The following is a 13875-nucleotide window of genomic DNA, read 5'->3' as shown; positions in this document are numbered from 1 at the left end:
CCCCCCCCGCCGGCTGGCCGAGCGGCTCGGCGGTCGCGCACCGCAGGACGATCCGCACATCGCCGCCTGGCGCGCCGCGTACAGCGCCTTCGGCTGCAAGCCCTCGCGCACCCGCAACTCCGCCGAGGCGCTGGCCCGGCGAGCCCTCGCGGACGGCGGTCTGCCGCGGATCAACCGCCTGGTCGACATCTACAACGCGATCAGCGTCGCGCACCTCATCCCGGTGGGCGGCGAGGACCTGGATCGTATCCAGAGCGGTATGCGGCTCGTACGGGCCACGGGGGAGGAGCCGTTCGGGACCGCGGCGGGCGGCGCCGAGGCCGTCGAGCACCCGGACGCCGGCGAGGTGGTGTGGTGCGACGACGAGGGCGTCACCTGCCGGCGCTGGAACTGGCGGCAGGGGGTGCGGACCCGCCTCACCGAGGAGTCGGTGAACGCGCTGTTCCTGCTGGAGCGGATGGCGCCGATGACGTGCGACGAGCTGACGGCCGCGGGCACCGAGCTCGCCGAGGGGTTGCAGAAGGCGTGCCCGCAGGCGCGTATCGAGGTCGGGGAGATCTGGCCCCGGTGAGCCGGGGCCTCCCGGCGCGCTCCGGTCAGGCGATGCCGCCGGGGGCCGCCGGCGCCGTGCCGCCCAGATGGGCCGGCACCCACCAGGTGTCCTCGGGGCCCTTGGGGCGTACCGGGTAGGCGCGCTGGGCCGCCTCCAGCAGGTCCTGGACGCGGGACCGCAGCCGGTCGGTGATCTTCTCCGCGTGGTCGGCCGGATCGGCCTCGACCGGCTCGCCGACCCGGATCGTTATCGGGATGTGGTGGCGGCCCAGATCGCGCTTGTGCCCCTTGGTCCACAGCCGCTGGGTGCCCCACAGCGCCATCGGCAGCAGCGGAACGCCCGCCTCCTGCGCCAGCCGGGCCGCGCCCGACTTGAAGTTCTTCAGGGTGAAGGACTCGGAGATCGTCGCCTCGGGGAAGACCCCGATGATCTCGCCCGAACCCAGCGCGCCGAGCGCGTGCCGGTAGGCGTGCATGCCCTGCGCCCGGTCGACCGGAATGTGCTTCATCGCACGCATCAGCGGCCCCGACACCTTGTGCCGGAAGACCGACTCCTTCGCCATGAATCGCACCAGCCGCTTGGCCGGCCGCGCGGCCAGACCGCAGAAGACGAAGTCCAGATACCCGATGTGATTGCTCACCAGTACCGCCCCGCCGCGCCGCGGGATGTTCTCGGTGCCCGCGATGTCGAACTTCAGGTCGAGCGCCTTGAAGAGCGTGCGGGCGGCGCCGATGACGGGCGGATAGACGAGCTCTGCCATGTCCGGGGACCCCTTTTCTGTGCCTGGGGAGGGTTCTCCCGGCGGGAACTTACGCAGCCGTAAGTATGCGGCTCCGGGAGATCGTGCCCGATGTCTGCCCCGGCGGCCAGCAGCAGGGCCCTTGCGGGCGGGAGATTCTCGTCACGTGCGGGTGCGCCTCAGCCGGCCGCCCGCCGCAGCAGAAGGTACACCTCGCACCCCAGGCAGTACCCGAACGCCGCGTTGAGGAAGGCCGCCGCGAGGGCGCAGCCGGTGGCCGCCGGCCCCAGCCACTGCGGCCCCAGGGCGTAGCCGGCCAGCCCGAGAATGGCGAAGAACAGCCCGACCGTCTGGGCGAAACGGGGCGGCGCGGCATCCTCGAACGCCGCCGGCGGCGAGAGCCGCGGCTGCACCGCCACCCTGAACAGCCAGCCGTACGGCGACCGCCGCACCCCGGCCGCCGCGCCCACGGCGAACACCACCGCCTGGCAGGCCAGCAGCCACCCGCTGCCACTGATCAGCACCGCGGCGAGCACGGCGCTCGTCAGCACCGCCCCGAACCGCGGACCCCGTACGTCGACCCTGCCACCCGCCATGACCGCTTCCTTTCCCGGACCGTTCCGCGCCCGTCCGCACCTTCCGCGGCTCCGGGCGTCCGCAGAACAGCCTCCCCAGGAATGACCCGGTGAGACCCCGGGAATCTTTGCGGTCCTGTGAACGCTGCATCCTGAGATGACCGGACTCATGGTGTGCATTGCGGTGCTCGCGGCGGCGAGCGTCTTCGGCCTGCTGCACCAACGCCGCAACGGGAGGCTGACGGTGCGAAAGCGGGACGACGGCGCGCGGCTGGGCGCCGCCGAGATCGGCGCGCAGCTGGGGGAGCGGGCGACCCTGCTCCAGTTCTCCAGCGCCTTCTGCCAGCCCTGCCGCGCCACCCGGCGCACCCTCGCCGAGGTGGCCGGCATGGTCGACGGGGTGGCCCATGTCGAGATCGACGCGGAGGACCGCCTGGAGCTCGTGCGGAGCCTGAACATCCTGCGCACGCCGACGGTGCTGGTGCTCGACAAGGACGGTGCGGTGGTCCGCCGCGCCTCGGGCCAGCCCCGCAAGGCGGACATCATCGCGGCGCTGGGCGCGGCCATCCGTGATTGATCTCCCAGATGCCGGGCGCCACTTGACGCTGCCGGTCACGCATCGTCACTCTGACGTTATGCGGCCAGGAACCCTTCTCTACGGACGCGCGCACGTCGACCTGCTGCGGACCGCCAGCGCACGCTGTCCCCTCGGGTGAGCAGCGACGACTCCACCGCTCCCGGCCGCCGTCCGGCCGCCGGCGGCCCCGCCTCGGCTCGTAGCCCACAGCAGAAGGACAACTCCATGACGGCCTCGCCCGACCTCGGCACGCCCCGCACCGCCTCCCCCGAACTCCTGCGCTCGGTCTTCCGGCAGCACGCCGCGGGTGTCGCGGTGATCACCGCGCACGGCGCCCGCCCCGTCGGCTTCACCGCCACCTCGCTCACCTCCGTCGCCGCCGAGCCGCCGCTGCTCTCCTTCGGCATCGGCACCGGCGCCTCCAGCTGGCCGGCCGTCGCCGAGGCCGAGCACATAGGCGTCCACATACTCGCCGAGCACCAGGAGGAGCTGGCCGCCACCTTCGCCCGCAGCGGTGCGGACCGCTTCGGCCCGGCCACGTCCTGGCGCACCGGACCGGAGGGCGTACCCCTGCTGGACGGCGTACTGGCCTGGCTGGTGTGCCGGGTCGTGGCGCGGGTTCCGGCCGGGGACCACCGGATCGTGCTCGCCCGGCCGGTCGTCGGCGACCCCGCGGTCCCGGGCCGTCCGCTCCTCTACCACCAGGGCCGCTTCAACGCGCTGCGCGACTGACGGGTTCCCGTCCACCTGCTCCTTCACCCGGTCAGGGCCGTTGGCAAGGTCACATTTCGACGGCCTTGATTCGGGGCAACAGAGTGGATGTACTGGCGAGTAATATGACGGTCGGCGCGGGGATTCGCATCCGACCGGGAGCCGCCCCAAGAGGCGCCTATGCTGCCAGCACAAGGCAGTTCTGAAGAGACGAGCAGGTAGGAGAGCCGGCGTGAGCTTGAGGATCGTTGTCTGTGTGAAGTACGTGCCCGACGCCACCGGCGACCGGCACTTCGCCGAGGACCTGACCGTCGACCGCGACGACGTTGACGGCCTCCTCTCGGAGCTCGACGAGTACGCCGTCGAGCAGGCCCTCCAGATCAAGGAAGCCAACGACGACGACGCGGAGATCACGGTGCTGACCGTCGGTCCCGAGGACGCCAACGACGCGCTGCGCAAGGCGCTGTCGATGGGTGCCGACAAGGCCGTCCACGTCGAGGACGACGACCTCCACGGCACCGACGCGCTCGGCACCTCGCTCGTGCTCGCCAAGGCCATCGAGAAGACCGGCTACGACCTCGTCGTCTGCGGTATGGCCTCCACCGACGGCACGATGGGTGTGCTGCCCGCGCTGCTCGCCGAGCGCCTCGGCGTCCCGCAGGTGACCCAGCTCTCCGAGGTCTCCGTCTCCGACGGCAAGGTGACCGGCCGCCGGGACGGTGACACCGCCAGCGAGCAGCTGGAGGCCGCGCTGCCGGCCGTCGTCTCCGTCACCGACCAGTCGGGCGAGGCGCGTTACCCCTCCTTCAAGGGCATCATGGCCGCCAAGAAGAAGCCGGTGGAGTCCCTGGACCTGGAAGACCTGGACATCGAGGCGGACGAGGTCGGTCTGGAGGGCGCCTGGACCAAGGTCGAGGAGGCCGCCGAGCGTCCGGCCCGTACGGCGGGCACGATCGTCAAGGACGAGGGCGAGGGCGCCAAGCAGCTCGCCGAGTTCCTGGCGGGCCAGAAGTTCATCTAAGGCCGGCGGTTCGCCACAACCACCCTTCCTCCCTCCGCCCGCACTCTTCCCGCAGGAGCAATCCCCATGGCTGAAGTCCTTGTCTACGTCGACCACGTGGACGGCGCCGTCCGCAAGCCCACCCTCGAACTGCTCACCCTGGCCCGCCGCATCGGCGAGCCGGTGGCCGTGCACCTCGGCGCCGGCGCGGACACCGCCGCCCCCGTGCTCGCCGAGCACGGTGCGGTCAAGGTCCTGACCGCCGACGCCCCGGAGTTCGCCGAGTACCTGGTCGCCCCCAAGGTCGACGCGCTGCAGGCCGCCTACGACGCGGTCTCCCCGGCCGCCGTCCTCCTCCCCTCCTCCGCCGAGGGCAAGGAGATCGGCGCCCGCCTGGCCGTCCGCATCGGCTCCGGCATCATCACCGACGCCGTCGACCTGGAGGCCGGCGACGAGGGTCCGGTGGCCACGCAGTCCGTCTTCGCGGCGTCCTTCACCACCAAGTCCCGCGTCTCCAAGGGCACTCCGGTCATCACCGTCAAGCCCAACTCCGCCGCTCCGGAGGCCGCGCCGGCCGCCGGTACGGTCGAGCAGCTGGCGGTGACGGTCGCCGAGTCCTCCAAGGGCACCAAGATCGTCTCGCGTACCGCGCGCGAGTCGACCGGCCGCCCGGAGCTCACCGAGGCCGCGATCGTGGTCTCCGGTGGCCGCGGCGTCAACGGCGCCGAGAACTTCCCCGTCATCGAGGCGCTCGCCGACTCGCTCGGCGCGGCCGTCGGCGCCTCGCGCGCCGCGGTGGACGCCGGCTGGTACCCGCACACCAACCAGGTCGGCCAGACCGGTAAGTCGGTCTCGCCGCAGCTGTACATCGCGGCGGGCATCTCCGGCGCGATCCAGCACCGCGCCGGTATGCAGACCTCGAAGACCATCGTCGCCATCAACAAGGACGCCGAGGCACCGATCTTCGACCTGGTCGACTACGGCGTGGTCGGCGACCTCTTCGACGTCGTCCCGGCGCTCACCGAAGAGGTCAAGACCCGTAAGGGCTGAGCCTGTTCGGCCGCCGGGAGCCGGCTCTCGGCGAACGCCCGAAGGCCCCGTACGCGCGGCGTACGGGGCCTTCGGGCGTGGGTCGGGCGCGGCCGTCGGGCCGGTCCGGATCAGGTGTTCGGCAGCCGACCCTTCTCCGGTTCGCCGGCCGGCACCGGCTCCAGCACCGCGACATCCATCGGGCCCGCCAGCGCATCCGCGATCTCCCCGCCCAGCGCGGCCAGCACCGGCCCCGCCGAGTGCGCGTCGAGGGCGGCCTGGTCGGCCCAGTTCTCCACCACGGTGACGCGGTCCTCGCCGGCGTGGGCGGCGTAGAGCAGGCAGCCGGGCTCGGCGTGCACGGCGGGGGCGTGCCGGCGGAACGCCGCGAGGACGTCCTCGCGGCGGCCGGGCTTGGTCCTGAGGGTGGCGACGACGATGGGCACGGAAACTCCCCGTTCGTAGTGGTCCGCAGTGGGTTCGTATCGCTGGCGCGATCTCGGCGGTCGCTGTGACTCTACGTGACTCTCACCGGGCCCGGTGAGCGGCCCCGTCCGGGGCGTTCCCGGAAGGGGGCCGACCGCTGTCGTCCCGTCAGGCGCCGGTCGCGCCGTCGATGCTCTGGCGCAGCAGGTCGGCGTGCCCGTTGTGCCGCGCGTACTCCTCGATCAGGTGCACGTACACCCAGCGCAGGTTCAGCGTGCGGCCGTCGGTGGCGGTGAAGGTCTCGTCCAGTCCGCGGCCCGCGGCCACCGCGTCGCAGGCGGCGATCTCGGCGCGGAACGCGGCGAAGTCGGCCTCGGCGGCGGCCGGGTCGAGGCCGTTGAAGTCGGCGTCCGGGTCGGCTTCGGTGAAGTAGAGGTCGCCGACCCGCTCGCCGGCGAATCGCTGCCGGAACCACCAGCGTTCCACCTCCGTCAGATGGCGCACCAGGCCGAGCAGGGTGAGGGTGGAGGGCGGGCTGCCCGCCCGGACGAGCTGCTCGGGAGCCAGGCCGGCGCACTTGGCGAGCAGGGTGTCGCGGTGGAAATCGAGCCAACCCTGCAGCATGTCCCGTTCGCCGGCCGCAGCCGGGGCGCCGGAGCGTTCGATCTGGGGTGCGGTCCACGTCATGACGGCGATTGTGGCGGTGCCGGCGAGGGAGCGCCACGGAGTTGTCGGCCGGGCGCAGGCCGGTGACCTGCGTCGCCACGGGCGGGGAGGTGTTGACCTCGCCGATCGACACCGTTAGCTTCGCTATACGGATTGTTGATTCCGTTAAGCGGAAAGGGCGCGGTGCCGGCAGCGGCGTCGGGCGCAAGCACCGGGAGGGTACCGAAATGGGGCAGCAGGAGACCGTGGCGACGAGCCTCGCGGACACCGTACGCGAGGGAATCGGAGCCGCCCTCGCCGCGGTGGACGCCGACCTGGCCCGGCGCTACCCGGGAGACCCCGGCACCCGCCAGCCGGTCCACACGGTCTACGTCCCCGGCGACGTCTTCGCCGCCGACACCCTGCGCTCCTGGGGCGACCAGGCCCTCGCCGCCCTCGACGAACACGCCCCCGACGCCGGTGCGCTCGCCGCCGTCCTCGGCATCCCGGACGACCTCGCCGGACCGGTCCACGATCGGGTCCGCGCCAAGCTGGAGCGCGAGCCCGTCGAGGACCTGCGGATCGACTTCGAGGACGGCTACGGCCCCCGCCCGGACGCCGAGGAGGACGAGGCCGCGGCCCGCGCCGCCGCCCTGGTCGCCGCCGCCTACGAGAACCGCACCGCCGCCCCCTACATGGGCATCCGCATGAAGTGCATGGAGGCCGCCGTCCGCGACCGCGGCATCCGCACCCTGGACATCTTCCTCACCGGCCTCATGGAGGCCGGCGGCCTGCCCGAGGGCCTCGTCCTCACCCTCCCCAAGGTGACCTACGCCGAGCAGGTCACCGCGATGGTCCGGCTCCTGGAGGCGTTCGAGAAGGCCCGCGGCCTGGAGAGCGGCCGGATCGGCTTCGAGATCCAGATCGAGACCACCCAGGCCATTCTCGGCGCCGACGGCCGCGCCACCGTCGCCCGCATGATCGAGGCCGCCGAGGGCCGCGCCACCTCCCTCCACTACGGCACCTTCGACTACAGCGCCTCCTGCGGCGTCAGCGCCGCCTACCAGGCCAGCGACCACCCCGTCGCCGACCACGCCAAGGCCGTCATGCAGGTCGCCGCCGCCGGCACCGGCGTACGCGTCTCCGACGGCTCCACCAACGTGCTGCCGGTCGGCCCCACCGCCCAGGTCCACGACGCCTGGAGGCTCCACTACGGCCTCACCCGCCGCGCCCTGGCCCGCGCCTACTACCAGGGCTGGGACATGCACCCCGGCCATCTGCCCACCCGCTACGCCGCCGTCTACGCCTTCTACCGCGAGGGCCTGGAGAAGGCCGCGGCCCGCCTCTCCGCATACGTCGCCAAGGCCGGCGGCGACGTCATGGACGAGCCCGCCACCGCCAAGGCCCTCAGCGGGTACCTGCTCCGCGGCCTCGACTGCGGCGCCGTCGACACCGACGAGGTCGCCCACCTCACCGGCCTGACCCGCGCCGACCTCGACACCCTGGCGGGCCGCCCGACGCAGACCGCCTGACCCGGATCGCCCGGCCCGTCCTCCGCGCACCGCCGCCACCCCCCCTGTGCGGCGTCCCAACGGGGCTCCGCGCACGGTGCGTTGGCGCCGTGCGAGGTCAAGTGGGGCCGGCGGACGGGGTGGTTCGCGGCACGTGCGGCACGGGTCGTCTTCCGGCCCGCCGCTCGGCCGCTCGGCCCGAGGCGGTCCGTCACCCCTCGTACGGCCGGATCTCGCCCGAGCCGCGGGGGATCAGCCGGGTGGGGATCTCCATGCGGCGCGGCGCCTCGTCGACGCCGTCCAGGCGGCGGAAGAGCTGGACGGCGGCCGTACGGCCCATGTGGGCGGCGTCCTGGGCGACGACCGTGATGGCGGGGTGGACCAGGTCGGCGAGTTCGAAGTCGTCGAAGCCCACCAGGGCGACCGGGTGCGGGCGTTCGCGCAGCACGCGGACGGCCGTCACGGTGACACGGTTGTTGCCCGCGAAGAGGGCGGTGACCGGCTCCGGGGCGTCCAGCATCGCCGCCGCGGCGGCCCGTACCCGCTCGGGGGCGGTGGAGCCCGGCGAGACCCAGGAGTCCTCGACGGGCAGGCCGGCGGCGGCCATCGCGGTGCGGTAGCCGCGCAGCCGCTCCCGCGCGGTGTGGATGCGCGGCTGGTCGCCGATGAAGCCGATCCGGCGGTGCCCGTGGGCGATGAGGTGGGCGACCGCGTCCCGGGCGCCGCCGAAGTTGTCGGAGAGGACCACATCGGCGTCGATCCGGCCGGCCGGGCGGTCCACGAAGACGGTGGCGACCCCGGCGGCTATCTCCGGCTCCAGATACCGGTGGTCGTCGCCGGCCGGGATGACGACCAGGCCGTCCACCCGCCGGGCGCACAGCGCCAGCACCAACTCCCGCTCACGGTCCGGGTCTTCGGCGCTGGAGCCGTTGATCAGCAACGCGCCGTGGCTGCGCGCGACCTCCTCGACGGCGCGGCTGAGCGGGCCGTAGAAGGGATCGGCGAGGTCCTCCAGGACCAGGCCGACACTGGCGGTACGGCCCTTGCGCAGGATCCGGGCGGAGTCGTTGCGCCGGAAGCCGAGGGCGGTGATCGCCTCCTGGACGCGGCGTTCGGTGTCCGGGGTGACGCCCGCCTCGCCGTTGACCACTCTCGACACCGTCTTCAGACCGACCCCGGCGCGCGCCGCGACATCCTTCATCGTGGGGCGGGTGCCGTAGCGATGGGAGGTGCCGCGGGCGATGTCGGTCACGGTATGCGGTCCTGTTTCTGTCGGCGTCGGCCGGCGCATCGGCCCGCGGTGGGGGCGCGTCGGCGTGTGGCGTCGAGCATAGCCTCTAGACAACGTTGTCAACTGAGGGAAGACTGGCGTTCTCACGCCGGGCCGGTACCCCCGGCCCCCGGGCCCACCAGGAGATTCGACACCGATGCAGACGGACCTCAGCGCAGCGTTGGACATTGGCGGCACGAAGATCGCCGGCGCTCTGGTGGACGCACACGGAAGAATGGTCGTACGGGCCGCCCGGCCGACCCCCGCGGACCAGGACGGGGCCACCGTGATGCGTGCGGTGGCCGAGGTCGTCCACGAACTGGCCGCCGGCCCGGACTGGGTGCGGGTGGCGGCCGTCGGCATCGGCAGCGCCGGCCCCGTGGATGCCTCCGCGGGGACCGTCAGCCCGGTCAACATCCCTGGCTGGCGCGGTTTTCCGCTCGTTGCCGGGGTGCGGGAGCTGGTCGGCGGGCGCCCGGTGACGCTGGTCGGGGACGGGGTCGCGATGACCGCCGCCGAGCACTGGCAGGGTGCCGCCCGCGGTCACGACAACGCGCTGTGCATGGTGGTCTCCACCGGGGTCGGCGGCGGGCTCGTGCTCAACGGGCGGTTGCACCCGGGCCCCACGGGCAACGCCGGGCACATCGGGCACATCAGCGTCGACCTGGACGGTGATCCGTGCCCCTGCGGTGGCCGCGGTTGTGTGGAGCGGATCGCCAGTGGCCCCAACATCGCCCGCCGGGCGCTGGCCGACGGCTGGCGGCCGGGCCCGGAGGGGGACACCAGCGCCGCCGCGGTCGCCGCCGCGGCGCACGCCGGCGACCTCGTCGCCCTCCGCTCCTTCGAGCGGGCCGCCCAGGCGCTGGCCGCCGGGATCGCCGCCACCGCCACCCTCGTCGAGATCGACATCGCGGTCGTCGGCGGCGGCGTCGCGGGCGCGGGCGAGGTCCTGTTCGCCCCGCTGCGTGCCGCTCTGCGGGACTACGCCACCCTCTCGTTCGTGGCCGGACTGACCGTCGTCCCCGCCCAAATGGGGACGGATGCCGGCGTGGTGGGCGCCGCCGCGGCTGCCGCACAACAGTCCCGTCTCGATGCCTTCGCGCCTGCCCGATGAGGGCATCACAGGCACCCGCCCGACCCGTAGTCTGGTGACCACCGCGCCATGTGCCGTGACGTACACGGCGTACCGGCGAAGAGACGGCATCGAGGGGATCGGCGACGGTGACATCGGGGGAGCGTGAGCAGCACGGGCCGCAGGAGCCCCACGGGGCGGGCGGCGGGAACGGTCCCGGGCCGGTGGGCGGCCCGCCGCCGGCCGGCGGCGACGGCGCGGGTGCCGGCCCCGGTATGCCCCGTGCCGCATCCCGCAGCGGACCCGGGCGCGGCACCGACGACGATCTGACCGGCCGGCTGATCGGTGGTCGCTACCGCGTCACCGGCCGGATCGGCCGCGGCGGCATGGGCGTGGTCTGCCGCGCCGACGACCAGGTGCTGGGCCGCGAGGTGGCGCTCAAGGTCCTGCGGGCCTACACGGACGCCTCCGCACCCGAACTCGCCGATCTGCGCACCCGTATGCAGCGCGAGGCGCGGGCGGCGGCCCGCATCCGCCACGCGGGCGTGGTCACCGTCCACGACGTCATCGACGAGGCGGGGCGCCCGGTCATCGTCATGGAGCTGGTGGACGGGCCGTCCCTCGACGACGCCGTCGAGCGGCGCGGCCCCCTGGACCCCCGCGAGATCGCCCGCATCGGCGCCGCGGTGATGGACGCGCTGGACGCCGCCCACCAGGTCGGTGTGCTGCACCGCGACGTCAAGCCCGGCAACGTCCTGCTGGACTCCAGCGGCCGGGTCGTCCTCACCGACTTCGGCATCGCCAGCATCGAGGCCCCCGGCGACGGCGCGACCACGAACATCACCCGCAGCGGCGAACTGGTCGGCTCCCTCGACTACTTGCCGCCCGAGCGCGCCCAGGGCATGGACCCCTCCCCGGCGTCCGACATCTGGTCGCTGGGCATGACGCTGTACGCGGCGGTCGAGGGCGGCGCCGCCCCGTTCCGCCGTACGTCGGTGTACTCGACGCTGACCGCGATCGTCACCGAGCCGCTGCCCGAGCCGCGCCGTGCCGGGCCGCTGGCGCCCGTCCTGCACGCCCTGATGGCCAAGAACCCGGCCGACCGCCCGTCCGCCGCCCAGGCGCGGACCATGCTGGAGGCGGTGGCGGACGGCCGTGACCCGGGTGTCACGCCGCCGCCCGCACCGCAGCCCGGCAGCCCCTATGTGCCGACGGCCACGAATATCCGCTCCGGGGCGGTGCCCGGGAGCGCTCCGGACGCGCCGCCCGGTGGCGGGTCCGCCGGTGCCGGCAACGCCGGTGCGCCGCCGGCCGGTTGGCTCTCCGGGCCGGGCGTGCAGGGCGCGTCCACCCCGCACGACCGGGCCGCCGGCGCCCCGCAGGCCGCTGCCCAGGGACCGCTCCACGACCCGCCCGGTGTGGTGGCCGGCCCCTTCGTGGGCGCCACCGGCCCGCACCCCCGTCCGGGCAGCCGCGGCGGCACCCCTGACGGGGACACCACGCGGCTGCCCGCCCGGCGCCGCCGCCGGGTGCTGCTGGCCGTGGCGGCGGTGCTGGCCGTCCTCGCCACCGGCGGCGGGGTCACCTATGCGCTGGTCGGCGGGTCCGGCGACACGACCGCGGCCGGCGGCCGACAGTCCGCGGCGCCCGCCACCCGACCCGGTGAGCCGAGCGTGGCCACCGGCCAGGGCGAGGTCAACGGGCAGGGCAAGGAGCAGAGCTCCGCGCCGTCCGCCCCGGGCAAGCCGGCGGGCGGCGCGTCGTCGCAGCCCTCCAAGCCCGCGGGTAGCGGCGGGAGTTCGGGCGGCCGGGCCACCGGCGGCGCGGCCTCGGGCGGCAGCCAGGGCGGCGGTACGGGCGGCCCGATCAGCGGCGGCGCACAGGGCGGCGGAAGCGGCGGGTCCGGCGGCACCGGCGGCTCCGGTGGCGGGACCACCACCGGCGGCGGCGCGGCCACCGGCGGTGGTGGGCCCACCCAGGGGCCCTCGTGCACCGCGATCGCCGGCGGTAGGGCCAACTGCACCGTGTGGCGTACCGCGAACTCGTACACCGCCTCCTTCCAGCAGGTCGGGCACCTGAACGCGGGCACCAACTACTTCTACTGCCAGGCGAACCTCGGCCGCCGCGAGACGTACGGGAAGTGGACGAACGTCTGGTGGGCCAAGACCGATGACGACAGCGGCAATTCCGGTGTCTACGTGAGCGTCGTCTATCTGACGGGCGGGCAGAACGACCAGCCCGTCCCCGGTCTGCGCACCTGCTGATCCCGGGTGTGCCGGAGCGTCCCGGAAGGCTTCCGCCGGCGGTCCCATGGGACATCGTCATATGCGGCGCGGCGCCCTCCCGCCGGCGGGCACGAGCCCGTGAGCGGGTGGGGGTTTCGGTACTGAAGGGGCGGGGGAGCGCTTGTTTGCCGGGGGCTTCGCGGCGGGGGAGAGCGCGACCGGCATCCCCCGCGCAGTGTGTTCAGCAGGCGGCGTTCCCGGTCAAGCGCGTGGCCCGTGGTCCCGAGCGTTTCCGTGGCAGGGTGTTGCGGGCAACTCACCTGGGTCTAGGGAAGAGGGGAAACCGTGATCGTCTGGCTGAACGGCACGTTCGGTGCGGGCAAGACCACTGCGGCTCATGAATTGCTCGACCTGCTTCCCGGAAGCACGCTCTACGACCCCGAACTCCTCGGCAGCGGACTGCGGTCGATGCTGCCGGCCAAACGGTTCGAGGAGATCGACGACTACCAGGACCTGCCCTCCTGGCGACGCATGGTCGTGGACACCGCCGCCGCCCTGCTCACCGAGGTGCCGGGCCCCCTGGTGACGCCGATGACGCTGCTGCGCCAGGAATACCGTGACGAGATCTTCGGCGCCCTCGCCGCCCGCCGCATCCCCGTACGGCATGTTCTGCTGCATGCGGAGGAAACGATCCTGCGGGAGCGAATAGCGCGCCGGGAGGAGATGCCGGGCGACGCCGAGGGCAGCGCGTCCGTGCGGCGCTGGTGCCTGGAGCACCTGGGGCCGTACGCGCAGGCACTGGACTGGCTCAAGAACGACGCCCATGTCGTCGACACCACGGCGCTGACGCCCCACCAGACCGCGGAGCGCGTCGCCGAGGCCGTACGCACCGGGGCCGGCGCCTGCGACATCGTGCAGACCCCCGAGCCGACCGCGGAGACCCTCGCCGCCGGGGTGCTGCTCTTCGACGACCGCGACCGGGTGCTCCTCGTCGACCCGACGTACAAGGCCGGCTGGGAGTTCCCCGGCGGCATCGTGGAGCCCGGCGAGGCACCCGCCCACGCCGCTGTACGGGAGGTCGCCGAGGAACTCGGCATCCAACTCCCGCGCGCCCCACGGCTGCTGGTACTGGACTGGGAGGCCCCCAAACCGCCCGGTTTCGGCGGACTGCGACTGCTCTTCGACGGCGGCACGCTCACCGGCGACCGGATCAACCGGCTGCTGCTGCCCGGCTCGGAACTGCGCGACTGGCGCTTCGTCACCGAGGCCGAGGCCGAGACGATGCTGCCCCCGGTCCGCTGGAACCGCCTCCGCTGGGCACTGCGGGCGCGCGAACGGGGGTGTCCGCTGCACCTGGAGGCCGGGGTCCCTGTCGGGTAGCTCCCCCCGTTGTCGGCTCCCCCGCCGTAGGGGTTTCTCGCCGTTGCGCCTGCGGCGGGCGGGGTCCGCTGCCCTTCCGCTGCGCTTTGCCTGCTGCCCACGTTGCCGGGTGCGGCGCCGTTGCGCCTGCGGCGGGCGGGTCCGCTGCGCGGGGCTGTTGGG

14 protein-coding genes are annotated in these 13875 nt (G+C 73.7%); 9 read left to right on the top strand and 5 right to left on the bottom strand.

Annotated features, from left to right (window positions below):
- Positions 1–571, top strand: a 571-nt coding sequence (locus RZ84_RS06225; protein ID WP_241777605.1) for a B3/B4 domain-containing protein, incomplete at its 5' end; no start/stop codon positions are given.
- Positions 572–596: 25 nt separating this feature from the next.
- Here RZ84_RS06225 and RZ84_RS06220 read toward each other — a convergent pair.
- Together RZ84_RS06220 and RZ84_RS06215 are read right to left on the bottom strand one after the other, a co-directional pair.
- Complete coding sequence (locus RZ84_RS06220; protein ID WP_043263428.1) at positions 597–1313, bottom strand: lysophospholipid acyltransferase family protein; 717 nt, start codon at positions 1311–1313, stop codon at positions 597–599.
- A gap of 158 nt (positions 1314–1471) precedes the next feature.
- A complete protein-coding gene (locus RZ84_RS06215) occupies positions 1472–1888 on the bottom strand; it encodes a DUF4395 domain-containing protein (RefSeq protein WP_043263427.1) in 417 nt (138 codons plus the stop codon).
- Positions 1889–2024: 136 nt separating this feature from the next.
- Between RZ84_RS06215 and RZ84_RS06210 the strand changes: the two genes are divergently transcribed.
- From RZ84_RS06210 to RZ84_RS06195, 4 genes are all read left to right on the top strand, one after another.
- The gene (locus RZ84_RS06210; protein WP_043263426.1) at positions 2025–2444 is read left to right on the top strand and encodes a TlpA family protein disulfide reductase; all 420 of its coding nucleotides are present in this window, start codon (positions 2025–2027) and stop codon (positions 2442–2444) included.
- Positions 2445–2669: 225 nt separating this feature from the next.
- A complete protein-coding gene (locus tag RZ84_RS06205; RefSeq protein ID WP_043263425.1) occupies positions 2670–3176 on the top strand; it encodes a flavin reductase family protein in 507 nt (168 codons plus the stop codon).
- Positions 3177–3387: 211 nt separating this feature from the next.
- The gene (locus tag RZ84_RS06200) at positions 3388–4176 is read left to right on the top strand and encodes an electron transfer flavoprotein subunit beta/FixA family protein (protein ID WP_078893610.1); all 789 of its coding nucleotides are present in this window, start codon (positions 3388–3390) and stop codon (positions 4174–4176) included.
- 66 nt (positions 4177–4242) lie between these two features.
- Entirely contained in the window at positions 4243–5205 is a 963-nt protein-coding gene (locus RZ84_RS06195; RefSeq protein WP_043263423.1) for an electron transfer flavoprotein subunit alpha/FixB family protein, read from the top strand.
- A 110-nt stretch (positions 5206–5315) separates the two neighbouring features.
- Here the strand turns inward: RZ84_RS06195 and RZ84_RS06190 are convergent, their stop codons facing one another.
- Both RZ84_RS06190 and RZ84_RS06185 read right to left on the bottom strand, forming a co-directional pair.
- Positions 5316–5630, bottom strand: a complete 315-nt coding sequence (locus tag RZ84_RS06190; RefSeq protein ID WP_043263422.1) for a putative quinol monooxygenase — start codon at positions 5628–5630, stop codon at positions 5316–5318.
- 148 nt (positions 5631–5778) lie between these two features.
- Positions 5779–6297: a DinB family protein gene (locus RZ84_RS06185; RefSeq protein WP_043263421.1), complete on the bottom strand. Its 519-nt coding sequence runs from the start codon at positions 6295–6297 to the stop codon at positions 5779–5781.
- Positions 6298–6503: 206 nt separating this feature from the next.
- On the opposite strand from RZ84_RS06185, the gene RZ84_RS06180 reads away from it, so the two are divergent.
- Entirely contained in the window at positions 6504–7787 is a 1284-nt protein-coding gene (locus RZ84_RS06180) for a DUF6986 family protein (protein WP_043263420.1), read from the top strand.
- A gap of 190 nt (positions 7788–7977) precedes the next feature.
- Here the strand turns inward: RZ84_RS06180 and RZ84_RS06175 are convergent, their stop codons facing one another.
- A complete protein-coding gene (locus RZ84_RS06175) occupies positions 7978–9018 on the bottom strand; it encodes a LacI family DNA-binding transcriptional regulator (RefSeq protein WP_043263419.1) in 1041 nt (346 codons plus the stop codon).
- 175 nt (positions 9019–9193) lie between these two features.
- Between RZ84_RS06175 and RZ84_RS06170 the strand changes: the two genes are divergently transcribed.
- From RZ84_RS06170 to RZ84_RS06160, 3 genes are all read left to right on the top strand, one after another.
- Positions 9194–10150, top strand: a complete 957-nt coding sequence (locus RZ84_RS06170) for an ROK family protein (RefSeq protein ID WP_043263418.1) — start codon at positions 9194–9196, stop codon at positions 10148–10150.
- 233 nt (positions 10151–10383) lie between these two features.
- Positions 10384–12372 carry a serine/threonine-protein kinase gene (locus tag RZ84_RS06165; RefSeq protein WP_052230433.1) on the top strand — a complete coding sequence of 663 codons (1989 nt, stop codon included), beginning with the start codon at positions 10384–10386 and terminating at the stop codon, positions 12370–12372.
- Between the two features lie 306 nt (positions 12373–12678).
- Positions 12679–13713, top strand: coding sequence for an NUDIX hydrolase (locus RZ84_RS06160; protein ID WP_043263417.1), 1035 nt, complete (start codon positions 12679–12681; stop codon positions 13711–13713).
- The last annotated feature ends 162 nt before the right edge of the window (positions 13714–13875 follow it).

It is taken from the genome of Streptomyces sp. CT34 (assembly GCF_000805335.1).
Lineage (GTDB): Bacteria > Actinomycetota > Actinomycetes > Streptomycetales > Streptomycetaceae > Streptomyces.
Note: the sequence above shows the minus strand (reverse complement) of the source record. Positions and strands in the feature narration are given on the sequence as shown.